General features: G+C 65.7%; 15 protein-coding genes and 1 pseudogene. 3 read left to right on the top strand and 13 right to left on the bottom strand.

Going from position 1 to position 21,382, the window contains the following annotated elements; genetic code table 11:
* Nucleotides 1-3: 3 nt before the first annotated feature.
* The 13 genes and pseudogenes from gap to ABIB49_RS10225 all read right to left on the bottom strand — a co-directional run bounded on the left by gap (nucleotide 4) and on the right by ABIB49_RS10225 (nucleotide 16,763).
* Nucleotides 4-1,014 carry a type I glyceraldehyde-3-phosphate dehydrogenase gene (gene gap, locus ABIB49_RS10285; RefSeq protein WP_226774882.1) on the bottom strand — a complete coding sequence of 337 codons (1,011 nt, stop codon included), beginning with the start codon at nucleotides 1,012-1,014 and terminating at the stop codon, nucleotides 4-6.
* 255 nt (nucleotides 1,015-1,269) lie between these two features.
* On the bottom strand, nucleotides 1,270-1,893 hold the full coding sequence (locus ABIB49_RS10280) for a superoxide dismutase (protein WP_226774881.1): 624 nt from the start codon (nucleotides 1,891-1,893) through the stop codon (nucleotides 1,270-1,272).
* 172 nt (nucleotides 1,894-2,065) lie between these two features.
* Complete coding sequence (whiA, locus tag ABIB49_RS10275; RefSeq protein ID WP_226774880.1) at nucleotides 2,066-3,046, bottom strand: DNA-binding protein WhiA; 981 nt, start codon at nucleotides 3,044-3,046, stop codon at nucleotides 2,066-2,068.
* A gap of 10 nt (nucleotides 3,047-3,056) precedes the next feature.
* On the bottom strand, nucleotides 3,057-4,076 hold the full coding sequence (locus ABIB49_RS10270; protein WP_226774879.1) for a gluconeogenesis factor YvcK family protein: 1,020 nt from the start codon (nucleotides 4,074-4,076) through the stop codon (nucleotides 3,057-3,059).
* On the bottom strand, nucleotides 4,076-4,999 hold the full coding sequence (rapZ, locus tag ABIB49_RS10265) for an RNase adapter RapZ (protein WP_226774878.1): 924 nt from the start codon (nucleotides 4,997-4,999) through the stop codon (nucleotides 4,076-4,078). Before rapZ ends, ABIB49_RS10270 begins: the two co-directional genes overlap by 1 nt.
* A 122-nt stretch (nucleotides 5,000-5,121) precedes the next feature.
* On the bottom strand, nucleotides 5,122-7,149 hold the full coding sequence (gene uvrC, locus ABIB49_RS10260) for an excinuclease ABC subunit UvrC (protein WP_226774877.1): 2,028 nt from the start codon (nucleotides 7,147-7,149) through the stop codon (nucleotides 5,122-5,124).
* 44 nt (nucleotides 7,150-7,193) lie between these two features.
* Nucleotides 7,194-7,862, bottom strand: a complete 669-nt coding sequence (locus tag ABIB49_RS10255; RefSeq protein WP_226774876.1) for a lysophospholipid acyltransferase family protein — start codon at nucleotides 7,860-7,862, stop codon at nucleotides 7,194-7,196.
* The gene (locus ABIB49_RS10250; protein WP_226774875.1) at nucleotides 7,849-8,625 is read right to left on the bottom strand and encodes an HAD hydrolase-like protein; all 777 of its coding nucleotides are present in this window, start codon (nucleotides 8,623-8,625) and stop codon (nucleotides 7,849-7,851) included. Before ABIB49_RS10250 ends, ABIB49_RS10255 begins: the two co-directional genes overlap by 14 nt.
* A 111-nt stretch (nucleotides 8,626-8,736) precedes the next feature.
* Nucleotides 8,737-11,577, bottom strand: coding sequence for an excinuclease ABC subunit UvrA (gene uvrA / locus ABIB49_RS10245; protein ID WP_226774920.1), 2,841 nt, complete (start codon nucleotides 11,575-11,577; stop codon nucleotides 8,737-8,739).
* A 206-nt stretch (nucleotides 11,578-11,783) separates the two neighbouring features.
* Nucleotides 11,784-12,176 (bottom strand): GntR family transcriptional regulator, encoded by a 393-nt coding sequence (locus tag ABIB49_RS10240; protein WP_226774874.1) that lies wholly within the window; start codon nucleotides 12,174-12,176, stop codon nucleotides 11,784-11,786.
* Nucleotides 12,173-13,909, bottom strand: a complete 1,737-nt coding sequence (locus tag ABIB49_RS10235; RefSeq protein ID WP_354157063.1) for an ABC transporter ATP-binding protein — start codon at nucleotides 13,907-13,909, stop codon at nucleotides 12,173-12,175. Before ABIB49_RS10235 ends, ABIB49_RS10240 begins: the two co-directional genes overlap by 4 nt.
* 200 nt (nucleotides 13,910-14,109) lie before the next feature.
* Nucleotides 14,110-15,837 carry an ABC transporter ATP-binding protein gene (locus tag ABIB49_RS10230; protein WP_226774873.1) on the bottom strand — a complete coding sequence of 576 codons (1,728 nt, stop codon included), beginning with the start codon at nucleotides 15,835-15,837 and terminating at the stop codon, nucleotides 14,110-14,112.
* 145 nt (nucleotides 15,838-15,982) lie between these two features.
* A pseudogene (locus tag ABIB49_RS10225) lies at nucleotides 15,983-16,763 on the bottom strand (trans-aconitate 2-methyltransferase).
* A 116-nt stretch (nucleotides 16,764-16,879) separates the two neighbouring features.
* On the opposite strand from ABIB49_RS10225, the gene ABIB49_RS10220 reads away from it, so the two are divergent.
* The 3 genes from ABIB49_RS10220 to ABIB49_RS10210 are packed head-to-tail and all read left to right on the top strand — an operon-like array spanning nucleotide 16,880 to nucleotide 21,366.
* Nucleotides 16,880-19,426 carry a DEAD/DEAH box helicase gene (locus ABIB49_RS10220; protein ID WP_226774871.1) on the top strand — a complete coding sequence of 849 codons (2,547 nt, stop codon included), beginning with the start codon at nucleotides 16,880-16,882 and terminating at the stop codon, nucleotides 19,424-19,426.
* A 22-nt stretch (nucleotides 19,427-19,448) separates the two neighbouring features.
* Complete coding sequence (locus tag ABIB49_RS10215; protein WP_226774870.1) at nucleotides 19,449-19,949, top strand: GNAT family N-acetyltransferase; 501 nt, start codon at nucleotides 19,449-19,451, stop codon at nucleotides 19,947-19,949.
* 55 nt (nucleotides 19,950-20,004) lie between these two features.
* Complete coding sequence (locus ABIB49_RS10210) at nucleotides 20,005-21,366, top strand: alpha/beta fold hydrolase (protein WP_354157040.1); 1,362 nt, start codon at nucleotides 20,005-20,007, stop codon at nucleotides 21,364-21,366.
* Nucleotides 21,367-21,382: the final 16 nt, after the last annotated feature.

Here is a 21,382-nt window from a genome sequence, read left to right as displayed (position 1 = left end):
ACCCTAGCCCAGCTTGGCTGCGACGAGCTCCGTGAGGTCCACGAGGCGGTTGGAGTAGCCCCACTCGTTGTCGTACCAGGAAACAACCTTGACCTGGTTGCCGATCACTTTGGTGAGCCCGGAGTCGAAGATGGAGGATGCCGGGTCGCCGACGATGTCGGAGGAGACGATCGGCTCGTCGGTGTAGGTCAGCAGGCCCTTGAGTTCGGGAGTTTCGGACGCGGCCTTGAGCGCGGCGTTGACTTCCTCGACGGTCGTCTCTCGCGACACAATAACGGTCAGGTCGGTTGCGGAGCCGGTAGGGACCGGCACGCGGATGGCGTAGCCGTCGAGCTTGCCCTTGAGTTCGGGCAGGACCAGTCCGATTGCCTTGGCCGCGCCGGTGGAGGTGGGAACCATGTTGATGGCTGCGGCACGGGCACGGCGGAGGTCCTTGTGCGGGCCGTCCTGCAGGTTCTGGTCAGCGGTGTATGCGTGGATGGTGGTCATCAGGCCGCGCTCGATGCCAAAGGCGTCGTTGAGCACCTTGGCGAGCGGGCCGAGGCAGTTGGTGGTGCAGGAGGCGTTGGAAATGATGTGGTGAGCGGCCGGGTCGTAAAGCCCTTCGTTCACACCCATCACGATCGTGATGTCCTCGTCCGAGGCGGGGGCGGAAATCAGGACCTTCTTGGCGCCGGCATCGATGTGCTTCTGCGCATCGGCGGCCTTGGTGAAGAAACCGGTGGACTCGATCACAACGTCGACTCCGAGCTCGCCCCAGGGCAGCTTGGCGGGGTCGCGTTCGGCGAGGACCTTAACGGTCTTGCCGTCGACGACGATGTTGCCGTCCTTGACTTCGATGGTCTGGGCCAGACGGCCGCCGACGGAATCGTATTTGAAGAGGTGCGCCAGTGCTTCCGGGCTGGTGAGGTCGTTGACTGCAACGATCTCGAGGTCCGCCCCCTGGGCGAGTGCGGCGCGGAAGTAGTTGCGGCCAATACGGCCAAAGCCGTTAATACCAATACGGGTGGTCACGTTTTCAGTCTCCTTGGTGCTTTTACAAGCACGACTAGTTGAGAAGGCGCTCAAGCCAACTAACAGATCCCGCACGCCATTGGGCAGAGATGATTACCAGATCGGAGGGCGACCAGCCACATTGCTGAAGGCTAACCGCCTTCCGTGATCCATCTTACGTTTAGCTTGGCCCGCCCCCGCAAGTGCGGGGGCGGACCGTCCACAATTTGGGCCGAACGGGCCCAATTGTGAGCTTTGTTACAGCCGCATGACCTGCTACAGCGTGATCAGGCCGGTGGCGTTCTGGCGGGCGGCGTCAAAGCGCTTGGCGACGTCGGCCCAGTTCACGATGTTCCAGAAGGCCTTGACGTAGTCTGCTTTGACGTTGACGTAGTCCAGGTAGAAGGCGTGCTCCCACATGTCCAGCATCAGCAGCGGCGTGGTACCGACGGCGACGTTGCCCTGCTGATCGTAGAGCTGCTCGATCACGAGGTTTCCGCCGATCGGCTCGTAGGCCAGGAACGCCCAGCCGGAGCCCTGCAGGCCCATGGCCGCGGCGGTGAAGTGCGCCCGGAACGCGTCAAAGGAGCCGAAGGCGTCATCGATGGCGGCCGCCAGCTCGCCTTCGGGCTTGTCCCCGCCATCAGGGGAGAGGTTGTTCCAGAACACGGAGTGGTTGATGTGTCCGCCGGTGTGGAACGCAAGGTCCTTGGAGAGGCGGTTGATGTTGGCGAAGTCGCCCTTTTCGCGTGCTTCGGCCAGCTGGGCCAGGGCGTTGTTGGCGCCGGCCACGTAGGCGGCGTGGTGCTTGCTGTGGTGCAGCTCCATGATCCGCGCGGAGATGTGGGGCTCCAGCGCTGCGTAGTCATAGCTGAGGTCGGGCAGTACGTACTCGGTCACAAAATCCTCCAATGTCGTGGACTGGTTGTCCGTTTGGTAAGTCTCGGATTGTGCATCCGGATGTGTTTGCACCCGGAAGTTTCTGGATCGGGATCCAGTGGGCATAGCCTCCGGTCCGGCTGAGGTATTCCCGCTGCCCCATCTGAATTCTGCAGTTGTTTCTGAGGAGAGGCTACTCGTCAAGCATTTCCGGTGTCACATTCGCTTCCGTACCGGGGATGCCGAGGTCCTGCGCCCGTTTATCCGCCATGGCGAGCAGCCGGCGGATCCGTCCCGCGATTGCGTCCTTGGTCATCACCGGGTCCGCGAGCCGGCCCAGTTCGTCCAGGCTGGCCTGCTTGTGCGCGACCCGCAGCTCACCGGCGTACTTCAAGTGCTCCGGTACGTCGTCGCCGAGGATTTCCAGGGCCCGGTCCACGCGGGCGCCGGCAGCGACGGCGGCCTGCGCGGAACGGCGCAGGTTGGCGTCGTCGAAGTTGGCCAGCCGGTTCGCGGTGGCACGGACTTCCTTGCGCATCCGGCGCTCTTCCCAGACCATCAGCGCGTCGTGGGCGCCCATCCGGGTCAGCAGCGCGGCGATCGTGTCGCCGTCGCGGATAACCACTCGGTCCACTCCCCTGACTTCGCGGGCCTTGGCCTGGATGCCGAGCCGACGGGCGGCGCCGACGAGGGCCAGTGCGGACTCCGGGCCGGGGCAGGTGACCTCCATGGCAGAAGAGCGGCCGGGTTCGGTGAGGGATCCGTGGGCAAGGAAGGCGCCGCGCCAGACGGCCTCGGCGTCGGCCGCGGATCCATTCACCACGACCGAGGGCAGGCCGCGGACCGGGCGGCCGCGGGCGTCCAGGAGACCCGTCTGCCGGGCCAACGCTTCGCCGTCGCGGACCACACGCACCACGTAGCGGCTGCCGCGCCGCAGCCCGCCGCCGGACACAACGATGATCTCGCTCTGGTGTCCGTACACTTCGGCGATGGCTGCCCGGAGCCGGCGCGCAGTCGACGCGAGATCCACCTCGGCTTCGATCACAATCCGGCCCGAGATGATGTGCAGCCCGCCGGCGAAGCGGAGCATGGCGGACACTTCAGCCTTGCGGACCGAGGATTTCTTGATGTCCAGCCGGGACAGTTCTTCCTTGACTGATGCTGTCAGTGCCATGGCACCTTTCCTACCTGTTCCCGAAAATGTCGTGGTAAGCCGTTGCCAGCCGCAGGGGGTCGTGGATGGGCTGGCGGCGCGACGCCCCCACTTTACCCAACACCACCTCGGCGCCGAGCATCCCGGCGGCCTGTTCGAAGTCGGCGAGGTCAGCCACGGACGCCGGATCGGCCAGGACGACGTCGATCGTAAAGTCCGGCGCGTACTGCCGGAGCACCCGCAGGTGGTCGGCGGCGGACATCCCGAGGGTTTCCTTGGTGTCCGTGGCGAGGTTCATGGTCAGGCACCGGCGGGCTGCCGTGTTGCACAGCGCTTCACGCATTTCCGGCAGCAGCAGGTGCGGCAGCACGGAGGTGTACCAGGAGCCCGGGCCGAGGATGACCCAGTCGGCCAATTCGATCGCGGTGAGTGCCTCGATGCAGGCCGGGGCGTTCTCCGGCAACAGCCGGACGCTTTCCAGTGAGCCCGCGACGGCGCATTTGGCCTGCCCGGACACCGTGTGCAGCGCCGAGGTGCCGTCCGGGGCGGTGACACGGACCTGGCCCTCGATGGTCAGCGGGAGGCTGGACATCGGCAGGACCTCGCCGCGCGCGCCCAGCAGCGCACCGGCCCATTTGAGGCCCGCCACGGTGTCGCCCAGGAGTTCCCAGAGGGTCACAATCAGCAGGTTGCCCATGGCGTGCTCGTCGAGCGAGCCGCCACGGCCCTTGCCGGGTGCGAATCGGTGCTGCATCACATCCCGCCAGGTGCGGCCCCAGTCGGTGTCGTCACAGAGTGCCGAGAGTGCCATCCGCAGGTCCCCGGGGGGCAGCACGCCATACTCCTCGCGCAGCCGTCCGGAGGAGCCACCGTCATCAGCTACCGTCACGATGGCGGTCAGCTCAGAGGTCAGCAGGCGCAGCGCTGAGAGCGACGCGGCGAGGCCATGGCCGCCGCCGAGCGCGACGACGGAAGGGCCCTTATCCTGCTGGCTGCCGAACGCGGCACTGGCCGGCGGAACGAGGGGCAACGGCCCGGTGAGCAGCGCCATTATTCGCGGCCCAAGTCCCGGTGGGTGGTGGTCACGGTGACGCGCGGGTACTGCGCGAGCCGGCGGGACAGTTCGACGGCGACGGCGACGGAGCGGTGCTTGCCGCCGGTGCAGCCGACGGCAATGGTCGCGTAGTGCTTGTTCTCCCGGCGGTAGCCGTCCAGGACCGGCTCAAGAGCCAGCACGTAGCGTTCCACAAAATCGCTGACGCCTTGCGCCTTGAGCACATAGTCGCTGACGTCCTCGTCCAGCCCGGTGTGCGGGCGGAGGGCCGGCACCCAATGCGGGTTGGGAATAAAACGGGCATCTGCGACGAAGTTGGCGTCGACCGGAAGCCCGTACTTAAAACCGAAGCTCATCACGTTCAGGCGCAGGGCCACGGGTCCCGTTTCGCTGAAGAGTTCGGTGATCGCCGTCGCGAGCCCGTGCACGTTCAGCGCGGAGGTGTCCAGCACAATGTCGGCAGAGGTTCGCAGTTCGTGGAGCAGTTCGCGTTCCGCGGCGATGCCGTCAAGGATCCTGCCGCCGGCCTGGAGCGGGTGCGGACGCCGGCCCTGCTCGAAGCGGCGGACCAGGACGTCGTCGTTGGCATCGAGGAACAGGACCCGGAACCCGACGCCGCTGGCTTCCAGGTTCCGCAGGGCCGAACGGATGTCGGCGAACAGCTCCTTGCTCCGGACATCCATCACAACAGCAAGCTTGGAAATAGAACCCGGGGCGTGGGAGACAATTTCCGCGAGGGTGCCGAGCATCTGCGGGGGGAGGTTCTCCACGACGTACCAGCCGTGGTCCTCCAGGGCGTCCGCAGCAGTGCTCCGGCCGGCTCCGGACATGCCCGTCACGACAAGAAGTTCCGCCTCAACGGGCTTTACCGGTGTCATGCCGTCCGGCTCTGTACCGGATCCTGCCGTCGACTCTGCCATCAGTGAAGCCCCGTTCTGCTGTGCTGTTGTGCGCTGCCTCTTCAAGGGTGGCGGCCGCGCAGTGTTCCGTCGCGGCCCGCCTCATCCCAAGTCCTAACCCTAGCTAAGTTTGCCGGCGCTAGCTAAGTGTCCAGGATTTCACCGGTGGTCATGTTGACCGCGGGCACTGTGGCGTTCTCGACGTCGGCGGAGAAGTGCCGCACGATCGCCTCAGCCAGGGACGGACCGATCCCCTTGGCCCCGGTCAGTTCCTCGATGTTGGCCGCCTTGATGCTCTTCACCGAGCCGAACCGGGCGAGCAACGCCTTGCGTTTGGAGTCACCGAGGCCGGGCACACCGTCGAGCGCGGAGACGGTCATCGCCTTGCCGCGCTTTTGCCGGTGGAAGGAAATCGCGAAACGGTGCGCTTCGTCCCTGATGCGTTGCAGCAGATACAGCCCGGCGGAGGCCCGCGGCAGGATCACCGGGAAGTCACTGTCCGGCAACCAGACTTCCTCGAGCCTTTTGGCTAGGCCGACAACGTACACGTCGTCGATGCCCAGCTCGGCCAGGGCCCGGGCGGCCGCGTTGACCTGGGGCTTGCCGCCGTCGACGACGACCAGGTTGGGCGGGTAGGCAAATTTGGTTCGCGGCGCCGGAGTGGTGGTATCCGCCACCGTGGTCCCGGCCGCCGGGGCGACGGCGGCGTCTGCCACAGCGTTCAGCAGCGCCTGGTGTCCGGGTTGCCGGGCCGCGTCTGCCTGGACCGCTTTCTCCTGCAGATAGTTCCGGAAGCGCCGGGTGAGAACGTCATGCATGGCGGCAGTGTCGTCAGTTGCGGCGGCGCCGGTGACGGAGAACTTCCGGTACTCGGACTTCTTCGGCAGGCCGTCTTCCACCACCACCATGGAACCAACAACGTTGGTGCCCTGGACGTGCGAGATGTCGTAGCATTCGATCCGCAGCAGCGCGATCGGCAGATCCAACGCCTCCTGCAGTTCCTGCAGGGCCTGGGAACGCATGGTCAGGTCCCCCGCGCGCCGTGATTTGTGCAGTTTGAGGGCATGCTCGGCGTTCTCCCGGACGGTGGACAGCAGCGCGGCCTTGTCGCCGCGCTGCGGGACACGGACGTCCACCCGGGCCCCGCGCAGCCCGCTGAGCCACTGTGCCAGTTCGGCGGCGTTGCTGGGCTCCGTCGCGACGAGGACCTCCCGCGGCAGCCTGCCCTGCAGTCCTGCTTCCTCGCCGTAGACCTGCTGGAGCAAATGCTCCACCAGGTCCGGGGTGGTGGTGTCCTCGACCTTTTCCACCACCCAGCCGCGCTGACCGCGGATCCGGCCGCCCCGGACGTGGAAGACCTGCACGGCCGCTTCGAGCTCATCCTCGTGCAGGGCAAAAACGTCGGCGTCGGTATCCTCGGCCAGGACCACTGCGTTGCGTTCAAAGACCTTTTTCAGCGCAACGATGTCGTCCCGGATCCGGGCAGCCCGCTCGTAGTCCAGTTCCGCGACCGCCGCAGCCATGTCTTTCTCGAGCCGCGTCACGAAGGGTTTGGCTTCGCCGCCCATAAAGGAGCAGAAGTCCTCGGCCAGCGCGCGGTGGTCTTCGGCCGAGATGCGCCCGACACAGGGTGCCGCGCACTTGTCGATGTAGCCAAGCAGGCACGGCCTGCCGCTGGCTTCGGCCCGTTTCAGGACGCCGGGGCTGCAGCTGCGGACCGGGAAAACTCGCAGCAGGGTGTCCATGGTGTCCCGGATGGCGCCCGCGGTGTAGGGGCCGAAGTAGCGGGTCCCCTTGCGGCGCTCGCCACGCAGGACCTGCACCCGGGGGTATTTCTCCGCCATCGATACGGCGAGATACGGGTAGCTCTTGTCATCCCGGAACATGACATTGAACCGGGGTTTGAATTCCTTGATCCAGGTGTACTCCAGCTGGAGGGATTCAAGTTCGCTGCCGACGACTGTCCACTCGACACTGCTCGCGGTATGCACCATCGCATATGTCTTAGGCAGCAGGCCGGCCGGGTTGGCGAAGTAGGAGTTCAGCCGCGAGCGGAGGTTCTTGGCCTTGCCGACGTAGATGACCCGGCCGTGCGGGTCGCGGAAGCGGTAAACGCCCGGATTGGTCGGAATCTCACCTGTCTGGGGTCGGTAACCCGCTGGATCTGCCACGATTCCAGTCTACTGAGCCTGCAGCAGTGCCCTTGACGGCTGCGCTAGTCCACTGCCTTGCTCTGGTTGTAGCTGGTGGAACGTTCCTGGCCGCTGAGTTCGGCGATCGCGTCCATAATGCGGTCGGTGGCCTGCCGGCGGGCCGGCAGGGAGTGGTCCGGTCCGGTTTTGTCGAAATACATCGGTTCGCCGACCCTCATGGTGAAGTGCTGCGGCTTGACCGACTTGCTGTCCGCCGGCTGCAGGTGCTCGGTGCCGATCAGCCCCACCGGGAGCACCGGGGCGCCGGTGGTCAAGGCAAGCCACCCCACGCCGGTGCGGCCGCGGTAAAGAATTCCGTCGCGGGAGCGGGTGCCCTCCGGGTAAATACCGATGCCCTTGCCGGAGTCCAGGATTTCCAGCAGCGTTTTGAGCGCCTGGACGCTGGCTGCCTGCTCGCCCCGTTCCACCGGGATCGAGCCAACGGCTTCGAAGAAGGACTTCATGACCTTGCCTTTGACTCCGCCGGTGGTGAAGTACTCGGCTTTGGCAAAGAAGGCGACCGGGCGGGGCATCAGCGCCTGGACGATCACGCTGTCCAGGAACGAGAGGTGGTTGGGGGCCACGATGAAGGGACCGTGCTTGGGCACGTTCTCAAGTCCGATGACCGTCGGCCGGCAGGTCGAGGTCACCAGACCCCGGGTGGTCCAGCGGATTGCATCAAACATTGCCATCGGTGCACACCTCGTTTACAGCGTCGTTCGTCAGGTTCGGGTTCACGGCAACCGGGTCCAGCGGCTCCGGATTCACGGCGGTGTCCCGCCGGGTAATGCTCCCGTAGAGTTCGGCGCTGCTGTGCACAACCTCCACGGCGCCGGCAGTGTTCAGTTCCCCAGCCGGAGCGAATCCCCAGCCTACGCCGATACAGTCAAGGCCGTTGGCAGCGGCGCCGGCAACGTCCTGGGCACGGTCCCCCACCATCACGGCACCGCGGGTGTCCAGGCCACGGCCGGAGAAATCCGAGAGCGCCGCGGCAACGATCGATTTCTTCCCCGACTGGGTCCCGGCTGCCGCTGCCTCATCCGCGGCCGAGCCTCGGATGGTGAGGAACAGGCCGGCAATCCCGTGGTGCTCCAGCACTGTCCGGGCCAGGCCCTCGGGTTTCTGGGTGGCGACGGCGATGGGCCGGCCTGCGCCGGCAAAGGTTTCCAGCAGCGCGCGAATACCGGGATAGAGCCGGCTTTGGGCGATGCCGGTGGCCAGATAGTGCGCACGGTAGATGCGGATGGCGTCGTCCAGTTGACCGGCAGGCACCCCGGCGATTTCGGTGAGCGAATGGCTGAGTTTGGGGCCAATCATGGCATCCATTCGGGCTTTACCCGGAATGCGGAGTCCGAGCTCTGTAAGGGCCGCCGCGATTCCGTCCGATATTCCGTGCACCGGATCGACAAGAGTGCCGTCCAGGTCGAAAATCACGGGCACTGTTGTTTGGGTCACCGGCTTAGTTTCTCACGAGTCTCCCGATGCCAGAAACCCGTATGCCCCGAAAGGAATGTATCCGACGCGGCAAGGCCGGCGCTTCGGTGGAAGCACCGGCCCCGGCCGGCTTCAGGCCAGAATGTCGGCCAGGAAGGCCGCGGTATGGCTTTGGGTGGACTTTGCCACCTGTTCCGGTGTTCCGGAAGCTACAATTCGGCCACCGCCGGACCCTCCGTCCGGGCCCAGGTCGACGATCCAGTCAGCGCTTTTAATTACATCGAGGTTGTGCTCGATGGTGATGACGGTGTTGCCCTTGTCCACGAGGCCCTGCAGGACCAGCAGCAGTTTCCGGATGTCCTCGAAGTGCAGCCCTGTGGTGGGTTCGTCAAGGACGTAGATGCTGCGGCCGTTGGAGCGCTTCTGCAGTTCGGCTGCCAGCTTCACCCGCTGGGCCTCGCCGCCGGAGAGTGTCGTCGCGGGCTGCCCCAGCCGGACATAGCCGAGCCCGACGTCGACGAGGGTGCTCAGGTGGCGGGCAATCGGCGAGAACGCCGCGAAGAATTCGGCGCCTTCCTCGATGGGCATGTTCAGTACGTCGGCGATCGTTTTGCCCTTGTAGTGGACTTCCAGGGTTTCGCGGTTGTACCGGGCGCCGTGGCACACCTCGCAGGGTACGTAGACGTCCGGCAGGAAGTTCATTTCGATCTTCAGCGTGCCGTCACCGGAGCAAGCCTCGCAGCGGCCGCCCTTGACGTTGAAGGAGAACCGGCCCGGCAGGTAGCCGCGCACCTTGGCCTCAGTGGTGTCCGCGAAAAGCTTGCGGATATTGTCGAAAACGCCAGTGTAGGTGGCTGGGTTGGACCGCGGTGTGCGGCCGATGGGGCTCTGATCGACGTGGACCACCTTGTCGAGATGCTCGAGGCCCTGGATGGACTTATGCCGTCCGGCCACCTGTTTGGCGCCGTTGAGCTTGTTGGCCAGGACCTTGTACAGGATCTCGTTTACCAGGGTGGACTTGCCGGAGCCGCTGACGCCGGTCACCGCGGTGAACAGACCCAGCGGGAACGTAGCGTCAACGTTCAGGAGGTTGTGCTCCTTGGCGCCGACGACCTTAAGCTCACGCTTTTTGTCGTACTTTCGCCGCTTTTTCGGGACTTCGATCCGCTTCCGGCCGGAGAGGTAGTCACCGGTGAGTGACTCGGTGTTCTCGAGCAGCCCCTGATAGGAACCGGAGTGCACCACCATGCCGCCGTGCTCGCCGGCGCCGGGTCCGATATCGACCACCCAGTCGGCCTCCTGGATGGTGTCCTCGTCGTGTTCGACCACAATCAGGGTGTTGCCGAGGTCCCGCAGCCGGGTGAGTGTCTCGATCAGGCGCCGGTTATCCCGCTGGTGCAGGCCGATGGAAGGCTCGTCCAGGACGTAAAGGACACCCACCAGGCCGGAACCGATCTGGGTGGCCAGCCGGATCCGCTGGGCTTCGCCGCCGGAGAGAGTGCCGGACGCCCGCTCCAGGTTCAAATACTCCAGGCCGACGTCGAGCAGGAAGGTGAGCCGGGCCTGGATCTCCTTAAGGACCTGGTTGGCAATCTGGGCCTCCCGTCCGGTCAGCACCAGGTTGTCCAGGAAATAGGCGCAGTCGCGCATTGGCAACGCGGCGACCGCGGCAATGGACTTGCCGTTGATCAGCACCGAGAGCGAGGCCGGGTTCAGGCGTGCACCGTTGCAGACCGGGCACGGAATCTGCCGCATGTACTCCTCGTAACGGTCCCGGGCCTTGTCCGAGTCCGTTTCGAGGTGCTTGCGGTGGACGTACTGGATGACGCCTTCGAAGCCTGTGCTGTATTTGCGTTCCCGGCCGAAACGGTTGCGGTACTGCACCACCACTTTGTGGTCCTTGCCGTGCAGCACGGTCTGGCGGGTGTCCTCGGAGAGCTTGTCCCACGGGGTTTTCATGGAGAAACCCAGTTCCTTGGCGAGTCCGCCGAGCAGCCGGTTCCAGTACTCCGTGGTTGCCGTGCCGAGCGACCACGGAGCGATGGCACCCTCCGCCAGGGACAACTCCCCGTTCGGGATGATCAGTTCCTCATCGACCTCGAGCTTCGTGCCGATGCCGCTGCAGGCCGAGCACGCACCGAAAGGATTGTTAAAGGAAAAGGAGCGGGGTTCGATCTCATCGATCGCCAGGGGGTGCTCATTTGGGCAGGCGAGGTGTTCGGAGAACGCCCGGACCCGCTCCGGGTCGTCAGCTTCGAGGTCGACGAACTCGGCGAGGATCCTGCCCTCGGCAAGGCCCAAGGCAGTTTCCACCGAGTCCGTGAGGCGCTGGCTGATGCCGTCCTTGACCACAAGGCGATCCACCACCACCTCGATGGTGTGTTTGAACTGTTTGCCCAGCTTGGGCGGGTCGCTGAGTTGGATCAGCGTGTCATCGACCCGGGCACGCGAGTATCCCTTGGCGGTGAGCTCCTTGAACAATTCGACGAATTCGCCCTTGCGGCCCCGGACAACCGGTGCCAGGACCTGGAAGCGGGTGCCTTCCGGCAGCTCCAGGAGCTGGTCCACGATCTGCTGCGGGGTTTGCTTCGCGACGGGCTCCCCGCAGATGGGGCAGTGTGGGCGGCCAACGCGGGCCCACAGGAGCCGCATGTAGTCGTAGATTTCGGTGATGGTACCCACCGTGGAGCGCGGGTTTTTGCTGGTGGACTTCTGGTCGATGGACACCGCGGGCGAGAGGCCCTCGATGAAGTCGACGTCGGGCTTGTCCACCTGGCCGAGGAACTGCCTGGCGTAGGCGGAGAGGGATTCGACGTAGCGGCGTTGGCCTTCGGCAAAAATAGTGTCGAACGCCAGGGACGACTTGCCCGAGCCGGAGAGGCCGGTAAAAACGATCATGGAGTCGCGGGGCAGGTCCAGGTCCACGTTGCGCAGATTATGCTCGCGCGCGCCTTTGACCACCAGCCGCGACATGTCCGGACGCTTCACCGCGGGGCGCGCATCGTCTGCGCGGCCCGGTTTTGCGGACTCCGTCGGGAGGACTGCGGACTGGGAATCTACGGCTGGATCGTCAGCTACGGCTTTAGGCACGCTACCAATGCTAATCGAAAACTTCTTCGAAGATCCATTTCCGGGGCGCCCCGTGCCGCGAAATCCCGCGCGGCAACTTAGCGCCGGTCCTAGGAGCGGTCGTACGCGGCGGCGAGCAGCTGCACGGCCTCGGCGAAGCTGGCGCCCTGGGCTTTCGCGGCATCGGCGAACCCGGCAGCCACAGCGGAGAGCGAGCTCCAGGCTTCGTCCCGTGCGCACATCACAGTGCCGTTTCGGCCCCGGGTGACCACAACGCCGGCGGCCTCGAGTTCCTTGTAGGCGCGGGCCACGGTATGGGGTGCGACCCCCAGCTCGCCGGCAAGGCTGCGGACGGCAGGGAGCTTGGTCCCGGGCGCCAGCGCGCCGTTGTCGGCCCGTTCAATAATGTTGAGCCGGAGCTGATCAAACAACGGGACCGTGCTGCCGGGGTTGGGCCGCCAGGCACCGGGAAAGGGGACCGTCGATGCGTCCGTGGGGGTCACTGTCCGGGCTCCCGGCCGGAGGTGGCCTGTTCGCGGCGGGCGAACTGTGCCTTATACAGTTTCAGGTACATCCCACCCCTGGAGATGAGTTGGCGGTGGGTTCCTTGTTCAACGATCCGTCCTTGATCCATGACCAGAATTAGATCAGCGTCGCGCACGGTGGACAAGCGGTGGGCAATCACGAAGCTGGTGCGTCCCTGCCTGAGGCCGCGCATCGCCCGGCGGATCTGGACTTCGGTGCGGCTATCCACCGAGCTGGTCGCCTCGTCCAGGACCAGGATGCTGCGCCTGGCGAGTTGCGCACGGGCAATCGAAATCAGCTGGCGCTGTCCGCGGCTGAGCGAGTCTCCGTCGTTGCCGAGCATCGTGTCGTACCCCTCAGGCAGCGCCCGGACGAACTGGTCAACATGGCTGGCCTGAGCAGCGGCAATCACTGCGGCATCGCCCGCGCCGGGGCGGCCGTATTCGATGTTCTCCCGGATGCTGCCGGTGAAGAGCCAGGAGTCCTGCAACACGGTCCCGAACCTGGCCCGCAGTTCGTCGCGTGTCAGTTCCGCGATATCCGTGCCGTCGACAGTAATCCGGCCCGAATCGAGTTCGTTGAAGCGCATAAGCAGGTTCACCACAGTGGTCTTGCCGGCTCCGGTATGGCCAACAATTGCCACGGTCTGGCCGGGTTCCACGGTAAAACTCAGATCCTGGACCACCGGTGAACCGGGCCGGTAACCGAACGTCACACGCTCAAACGTGACCCGGCCCGCGGCATGGGGCGGCGCAATTCCGGCCCCGTGCCGGCCCGGGTCCGGGTCCGGCGGGATCTCCGGTGCATCCAGGAGGTCAAAGACCCGCCCGGCCGAGACCAGGCAGGACTGCAGCAGGGTCAGCATGCCGCCAATCTGCCCCATCGGTTGGCTGAAGAGCCTGCTGAATTGGATGAAGGCCTGAAGGCCGCCAATCGTCATGGCCCCGGACAGCACCTGAAGCGCCCCGACGACGGCGACGGCGATGTAGTTGAGGTTGGAGACCAGGACCATCAGCGGCTGAACGACGCCGGACACGTACTGGGCGCGTGCGCCCGCGCGGCACAATCGGTCGTTGGCGTCCCTGAAACTGGACGCAGCTGCCTCCTGCCGGCCAAAGGCCTTGATCACCTCATGTCCGGTGAATAGCTCCTCGAGTTGTGCGTGCAGCTCCCCGGTGCTGCTCCATTGCTCAGTGAAATGGCCCTGTGACTTCCGGGCCACCAGGACGGTGATGAGGGTCGACACCGGGACGGACACCAGCGCGATCACTGCCAGCACCGGGGAGATCCACAGCATCATGCCCAGCGCCCCGGAGAGCATCAACAGCGACATAATGAGCTGGTTGGGCAGCTGGTTGAGCGCCTGGGCAATGTTGTCGACGTCGTTGGTGGCTCGGCTCAGAACGTCGCCACGGTGCTGCTCGTCGAAGTGGCCCGACGGCAGGACGTGCAGTTTGACCTCCACCGAGGCACGCAGCCCGCTGCTGAGTCGCTGCGCGGCAACGGCCGTCAGGGTGCCCTGGATCCAACTGAAGGCCGAGGCCCCCAGATACATCAGCGAGACCTCCGCCAGCAGGGCAGCCAGCTGATCCTGGTCGAAGGTTCCGCCGGTGACGCCAGCAACAACGACGTCGGTGGCGTCGCCGAGGACTTTGGGCGCCAGCACGTTGAGCACCACAAATGCGCAGGTGGCAGCGAGGACGCCTGCCATCAGCAACCTCGACGGGCGGAGCAGCCCGAGTAGCCGCCCTGCCGTGCGCCAGCGAAGCCGGCCGGCGCCCGGGGTCGTTCCGGGAGGCGCTGACGGGAGGGCAGCGCGCCGGCCGTCCGGTTGTGTGTCCAGCACGGGTTGCTCTGTGGTCCCGCCGGCGGCGGGAGTGCCGGTCCCGGCGTCGGGGGGCGGCTCCGGCTTCACGGGGTCTCCTCAAGCAACAGCTGGGAGGCTGCGATCTCCTGGTAGCTCGGCGAGGACTCCATCAGCTGCTGATGTGTTCCCTGTGCCACGAGCCGGCCGTCCTCGAGGACAAGGATCAGCCCTGCGTCCTCGATCGTGGCAACACGTTCGGCCACGATCAGGACAGTGGCCGAATGCAGCAGCGGCGCCATCGCCTGTCGGAGCCGGGTGTCCGTACCGTAGTCCAACGCCGAGAAACTGTCATCAAACACGTACACCGCCGAACGCCGGAGCAGAGCCCGGGCGATGCAAAGCCGCTGCCGCTGGCCGCCGGAAAAATTCGTTCCGCCCTCCGTCACCGGTGCCTGCAGCCCCTGCGGCAGCCGCCGGACAAAAGCACCGGCCTGCGCATTCCCCAGTACCTGCCAGAGTTCCTCGTCCGTGGCTGCCGGCGCGGCCATTCTCAGGTTCTCGGCAAGCGTCCCGGAGAACAGGTAGGAGTGCTGGGGAACGAAGGCTATCAGGCTGCGCAGCGTCGCCAGGGACAGCCCGCGGACTTCGGATCCGCCGATGCTGATCGTCCCGGCGGTGGCATCCAGGAACCTTGGCAGCAGGTTCAGCAGGGTGCTCTTACCGCTGCCGGTGGCGCCGATGACCGCCGTGACGGTTCCGGGAAGGGCTGTGAAGCTGACACCGTCAAGGACGGGGACCTCAGCCCCCGGGTATGCGAAGGAGACGTTTCGGAACTCCACGGTGTTGCCCACCGGCGCGGCTCCCGCCGGGCCGTCCGTGATCGCTGGCACCGTGTCGAGGACAGCCTGGATTCGTTCGGCGCAGGCAGCCGCGCGGGGAGCAGTCATCACAACGTACATCGCCATCATGATCGCGATCAGGATCTGCAGGATGTAGGCGATGAAGGCCGTCACGGCTCCCAGCCGCATTTCTCCGGACTGGATGCGGTGCCCGCCGAACCAAACCACACCAACTGAGGAGAGATTCACCACGAGCATTATCAGCGGCATCATCCCGGCGACCAGCAACGCGGAGCTCAGGTTGTTCCGGGTCAACTCCTTGTTTGCCCCTTCGAAGCGCCGGATCTCATGCGCCTGCCTGACGAATCCGCGGATAACGCTGGCGCCGATGATCTGCTCGCGCAGCACCCGGCCGATCCGGTCGATGAGCTCCTGGCCCTGCCGGTAGAGCGGAACGAGGCGGCGCACGATCAGGACCATAATGACCGCAAGCACCGGAATCACCGCGACGACGATGCCGGAGAGCGCAATGTCCTGGTGGACGGCGAGCACCATGCCGCCGATGAAAATGGCCGGTGCCGCGATCAGCATCGTGAACACAAGAACCATGAGGTTTTGCACCTGTGCGACGTCGTTTGTGGCCCGGGTCACAAGGCTGGCGGCCCCGAACTCGCCGATTTCCTGCGAGGACAGGGATTGTACTTTTACAAACAGCTCTTCCCGCAGTTTCCGGCCAAGTTCCATAGCCGTGACAGCGCCCAGGTAGCCGGCGCCGATTGCAGCTACCACCTGGACGCCGGCAATCGCCGCCATCCAGGACCCTAACCGCAGGATCTCCGGGACATTTCCGCGGACGATTCCGTTGTCGATAATGGCGGCGTTCAGGGTAGGAAGGAGGAGGCTGGCAGTCGTCTGCACGAGCTGCAGGGCCACAATTGCCAAGACGGAACCTTTATGGGCTCCCAGAATGCGTCGTGTCAGGCCAATAAGCACCGAACCTCCATCGCTAGCTCGGGGCGCCGATCGGGATATTTCAAGGCAGCTGCCCCCTGGCCGCCCCGCCATTGTAACCACGCTCACACTGTGCTCGAGTGTAACCCGGTGCCCGGCTGCCCGATGGGCCGCCCGCCAGGGCCGGTCATCCCGGGGTGCGGGCCACAGCGAAAATCCGGCGAAACCCGAACACTGTGCCGTGCGGGCCGGCAGGATAGGCCCGGGCCAGCAGTGCGGAGTAGTCGGCTTCGAAAGCACGGGCATCGGCGGCGGACAGTGCGGCCAGGACGGGCCGCAGCCCGGTCCCGCGCACCCATTCGAGCACCGGGTCCGGGCCGGGAAGGAGCTGCAGGTAAGTGGTCTCCCACACGTCCGCCGCACAGCCGGCGTCGAGCATGATGTTCAGGTATTCTTCCGGGCGGCCCACTGCGTCCGCGTGGCGCAGCACACCGGCGAGCCGGCCCGACCATGTCACCGATTCCGCCAGGCCGCGCATCAGCGTGTGCGAAGGCGAGCGGAAATTCCCGGGCACCTGCAGCGCGAACCAGGCGCCGGGCTTGAGCGCGGCGAGCCAGCGGGCCAGCAGGTCCCGGTGGTCCGGAACCCATTGCAGCGCGGCGTTGGTCACCACCACGTCGGTGTCATCGGAAGGCATCCAGCTGGCAATGTCCGCGTGGCTGAAAGAGAGATTCGGCAGCGGCTCCGCAGCGGAATCGGACCGGGCCAGCATCTCCGCAGAGGAGTCCAGGCCGGTCACCTGCGCCATAGGCCAGCGCCGGGCGAGGGCGGCGGTCAGGGCCCCGGAGCCGCAGCCGAGGTCAACGACGTTCCGGGGGAGCATCCGCATGGATCCGGGCAGTCAGGTCAAAGTACGGCCGGTCACGGTACTCCCCGAACTTCGCGTACTTGGCGGGATCCCATTTCACTGCGTTCCTCCAGACACCGGCAACGATGCGCCGTGCGAAGCCTAACCCCGGCCCGGGCAGCAGCCCAAGAGGTGTCCGGCCCGGCTCCGCGGCGCCGGACACTAAGCTGGGAGGCAATGAAACTTGTTGATCAGCTCCCCGCCCCGGCCGCCCGGGTCCCAGGCCGGACCGGCCTTGACCCGGACGAGCTTTACACCCGCTTTGTCGAGTGGACCGAAACCCGCGGGCTGGCCCTGTACACCGCTCAGGACGAAGCCGTGATGGAGCTTGCCTCCGGCGCCAACGTGATCCTGGCAACCCCCACCGGATCCGGAAAGTCCCTCGTCGCGATCGCGGTTCACTTCCAGGCCATGGCCCGCGGCCAGCGCAGCTACTACACGGCCCCGATCAAGGCCTTGGTCTCGGAGAAGTTCTTCGCACTGTGCGATATTTTCGGCGCCGAGAATGTCGGTATGATCACCGGCGACTCCGGCGTTAACCAGGACGCCCCCATTATTTGCTGCACGGCGGAGATCCTGGCCAACATCGCCCTCCGCGAAGGGGCCGACGCCGAGCTCGGCGCCGTGATCATGGACGAGTTCCACTTTTACTCCGACCCGCAGCGCGGCTGGGCCTGGCAGGTCCCGCTGCTGGAACTCCCCCAGGCGCAGTTCTTGTTGATGTCCGCCACGCTTGGCGACGTTAGCCGCTTCGAAGCCGGAATCACCGCGCTGACCGGACGCCCGACGACGACCGTCAGCTCGGTGGAGCGGCCCATCCCGCTGCACTATTACTACGAGCAGACACCTGTACACGAGACGCTCGAAGAACTCCTTGCCACTAAGCAGGTGCCCGTATATGTGGTGCACTTCAGCCAGGTGGAGGCGATCGACCGGGCCCAGAACCTGATGAGCGTCAACGTCTGCAGCCGCGAGGAAAAGGACAAAATCGCCGAGCTGATCGCCGGCTTCCGCTTTGCCGCCGGCTTCGGCAAGACCCTCAACCGGCTGGTCCGGCACGGGATCGGCGTCCATCACGCCGGTATGCTGCCCAAGTACCGCCGGCTGGTGGAGCAGCTCGCGCAGGCCGGGCTGCTTAAGGTCATCTGCGGCACCGACACGCTCGGCGTTGGCATCAACGTCCCCATCCGCACCGTGCTGCTGACCGCGCTGAGCAAGTACGACGGCGTCCGAACCCGGCTGCTGAATTCCCGGGAATTCCACCAGATCGCCGGCCGCGCCGGGCGGGCCGGTTACGACACGGCGGGGACCGTGGTGGTCCAGGCGCCCGAGCATGTCACGGAGAACGTCAAGGCCATGGCCAAAGCCACGGCCAAGTTCGGGGACGATCAAAAGAAGCTCCGGCAGGTGGTTAAGAAGAAGCCGCCGGAAGGCTTTGTCTCCTGGGGCGAACCGACTTACAAGCGCCTGGTGGAATCCGTCCCGGATCCGCTGACATCCAGTTTCTCCGTGACCCATTCGATGTTGATGAACCTGATGGAGCGGCCGGGCGACCCGTTCCAGGCCGCCCGCCGGCTGCTCACCGAGAACCACGAGACCCGGTCCTCCCAGCTGCAGCTGATGAAAAGGGCGCTTGGGATCTACCGGGAGCTCCTGGCTGCAGGAGTGGTGGAACGGATCCCGGTTCAGGAGCAGGGACCCGATGGCCGCACCGTCCGGCTGACCGTCCACCTGCAGGCCAACTTCGCGCTGAACCAGCCGCTGTCCCCGTTCGCCCTCGCGGCACTGGAGCTGCTGGATCCGGAGTCGCCGTCGTACGCCCTGGACGTGGTGTCAGTCATTGAGTCGACGCTGGAGAAACCCCGTCAAATCCTCTCAGCGCAACTGAAGAAAGCGCGCGGCGAGGCCGTCGCGGCGATGAAGGCCGACGGAATCGACTACGACCAGCGCATGGCGATGCTCGACGAGGTCAGTTACCCGCAGCCGCTCGGGGAGCTGCTCGGGGAGGCGTTCGATGTTTACCGCCGGGCCGCCCCGTGGATCGGCGACTTTGAACTGGCGCCCAAATCGATCGTCCGGGACATGTACCAGCGGGCCATGAACTTTGGCGAGTTTGTCCAGTTCTACGGGCTGGCCCGCTCGGAGGGGATTGTGCTGCGCTACCTGGCCGACGGATTCAAGGCGTTGCGCCAGACGGTCCCCCAGGACGCCCTCCGCGAGGACCTCGAGGACTTCATCGCGTGGCTCGGCGAGCTGGTCCGGCAGGTTGATTCCAGCCTGCTCGACGAGTGGGAGGAGCTCACCTCCGGCAAGGCGCCAACACCTCACGATGCTCCGCCGCCACCGCCGCCGTCGCTGACCTCCAACGTGCGGGCCTTCCGGGTAATGGTCCGCAACGAGATGTTCCGCCGGGTGGAGCTCTTCGCAGATGAGGACGCTACCGCCCTGGCCGGGCTCGATTCCGGCTCCGGTTGGGACTTCGAACGCTGGGAGGACGCGCTGGACGACTACTTCGACGAACATAACGATATCGGCACCGGCCCGGATGCCCGCGGTCCCGGCCTGCTAATGATCACCGAAGAGCCCGCGCTGTGGAAGGTCCGGCAAATCTTCGACGATCCAGCCGGCAATCATGACTGGGGCATCTCAGCCGAGGTTGACCTTGCCGCCTCGGATGAGACCGGCACCGCCGTCGTGCGCGTGACGGACGTCAACCGGCTCTAAGCGGCCCTAGTAAACTCGAATAATGAGTCTAATCCGGCCCGCGACGGCAAACGATGTCCCCGCAATCCTGCAGATGATCCATGACCTGGCTCTCTACGAGAAGGAGCCGGACGCCGTCCGGAACACCCCGGAGATGCTGGGCGAGGCCTTGTTTGGCGAGAACCCGCGGGTGTTCGCCGCCATGGCTGAGAACGAGACCGGTGAGGTGCGGGGGTTCGCCCTCTGGTTCCTGAATTACTCCACGTGGGAGGGTGTCCACGGCATCTATCTCGAGGACCTGTATGTGCGCCCGGAGGCACGCGGCGAAGGCCACGGCAAGGCGCTCCTGCGGCACCTGGCTGAGACCGCCGTCGCACGCGGCTACGCCCGCGTCGAATGGAGCGTCCTCGACTGGAACGAGCCCTCGATCAATTTCTACAAAAAACTCGGCGCACACCCGATGGAGGAATGGTCCACGTTCCGGCTCACCGGTGAAGCGCTGGAGGCCTTTGCCGGCGCCAGCAAGGCCCGGGCCCGTGGCTGACCGGTCGGTTGCTGGCCGGCCTGTTGCTGCTGGACGGCCTGCGGCCGACCTGCCCATGACCGGTTCCGGTGCCGCGGACCTGCTGGCGGCCGCACGGCCGACTGTCCCGCACACCATCAAGTCGCGGCACGCCTACCGCGGGATGCGCACGGCGGAGCACTACTTCGAAGTGCCGCTGGACCACTTCGGCGCTGGCGGCCCGGCCGGCGAGACCATCACCGTCTTCGCCCGCGAGTACGTCTCCGCGGACCACAGCGAGGAAGCCGCCGCCCAGCTCCCGTGGCTGCTGTACCTGCAGGGCGGGCCGGGCGGGCGCGGAAACCGGCTTCCCGCGCTGGGCGGCTGGAGCAAGGCCGCCGCCAGGGACTTCCGGATCCTGATGCTTGACCAGCGCGGCACCGGGCTGTCCTCCGCGATAGACCGTAAGACACTTCCACTGCGCGGCAGCGACGCCGATCAGGCGCACTACCTCAGCTATTTCCGCGCTGACTCGATCGTCGCCGACGCCGAGTCCATCCGGCTTGCCCTGGGGTCGGGACCGTGGACGATCTACGGTCAGAGCTACGGTGGCTTCTGCGCCCTCAGCTATCTTTCCTTCGCTCCGGAGGGCCTGCGGGAGGCCCTGATTACGGGCGGCCTGGGCCCGCTCTCCGGACCCGCGGACCGGGTGTACCAAAAAACCTTCGGGCGGGTGGCGGCCCGCAACGCCGAGTATTTCGGCAGGTATCCGGAGGACCGGGCAGCGGTCAGCCGGATTGCCCGGCACCTTCGTGAGACGGCGGAGTTGCTGCCCGACGGCAAACGCCTGACCGTGGAACGTTTCCAGATGGTCGGGTCATTTTTGGGCGGAAACACCAGGGTGGACGCCCTGCATCACCTGCTGGAGGACGCTTTCGTCGGCACACCCGCCGGCGAGCGGCTTTCGGATGCCTTCCTGGAGCAGGTCCGCGGGCTGGTGTCCCGGTCCGCCAACCCGCTGTACGCGCTGATGCACGAATCAATTTATGGCCAGGGTGAGTCCACCGACTGGGCCGCCTGGCGTGTCCTGCAGGACTTCCCGGAGTTCTCCCCGGAGGCCCCCGAGCCGTTGCTGACCGGTGAAATGGTCTACCCCTGGTACTTCGAGCAGGATCCCGCACTACGGCCGCTGCGGAACATTGCCCGGCTGCTCGCCGAAAAGGACGACTGGCCACGGCTCTATGATGCCGAACGGCTCGCTCTGAACAGCGTGCCAGTGGCGGCCGCCGTCTACACGGACGATATCTATGTTGACCGTGGGCTTTCGCTGGAGACCGCGGCTGCTGTCCGCGGACTGCAGGTTTGGGAGTCCGCGGACTTCCACCACGACGGTATTGCGGACGACGGCGAGGGTATCTTCGGCCGACTCCTGGGCCTGACCCGCTCCGTCAGGCCCTAACCCGGCGGTTTTTGCT

The organism is Arthrobacter sp. UYCu512 (assembly GCF_040547075.1).
GTDB lineage: Bacteria > Actinomycetota > Actinomycetes > Actinomycetales > Micrococcaceae > Arthrobacter.
This window is presented reverse-complemented; position numbering and strand designations above follow the sequence as displayed.

Coding starts and splice junctions, on each gene's coding strand:
- whiA (WP_226774880.1), bottom strand. CDS start 3,046: ATGGCACTGACAGCATCAGTCAAGGAAGAACTGTCCCGGCTGGACATC.
- ABIB49_RS10215 (WP_226774870.1), top strand. CDS start 19,449: ATGAGTCTAATCCGGCCCGCGACGGCAAACGATGTCCCCGCAATCCTG.
- ABIB49_RS10210 (WP_354157040.1), top strand. CDS start 20,005: ATGACCGGTTCCGGTGCCGCGGACCTGCTGGCGGCCGCACGGCCGACT.
- ABIB49_RS10270 (WP_226774879.1), bottom strand. CDS start 4,076: ATGGCGCTGCTCACCGGGCCGTTGCCCCTCGTTCCGCCGGCCAGTGCC.
- ABIB49_RS10220 (WP_226774871.1), top strand. CDS start 16,880: ATGAAACTTGTTGATCAGCTCCCCGCCCCGGCCGCCCGGGTCCCAGGC.
- ABIB49_RS10255 (WP_226774876.1), bottom strand. CDS start 7,862: ATGGCAATGTTTGATGCAATCCGCTGGACCACCCGGGGTCTGGTGACC.
- uvrA (WP_226774920.1), bottom strand. CDS start 11,577: ATGTCGCGGCTGGTGGTCAAAGGCGCGCGCGAGCATAATCTGCGCAAC.
- ABIB49_RS10235 (WP_354157063.1), bottom strand. CDS start 13,909: ATGGCAGGCGTCCTCGCTGCCACCTGCGCATTTGTGGTGCTCAACGTG.
- rapZ (WP_226774878.1), bottom strand. CDS start 4,999: ATGGCAGAGTCGACGGCAGGATCCGGTACAGAGCCGGACGGCATGACA.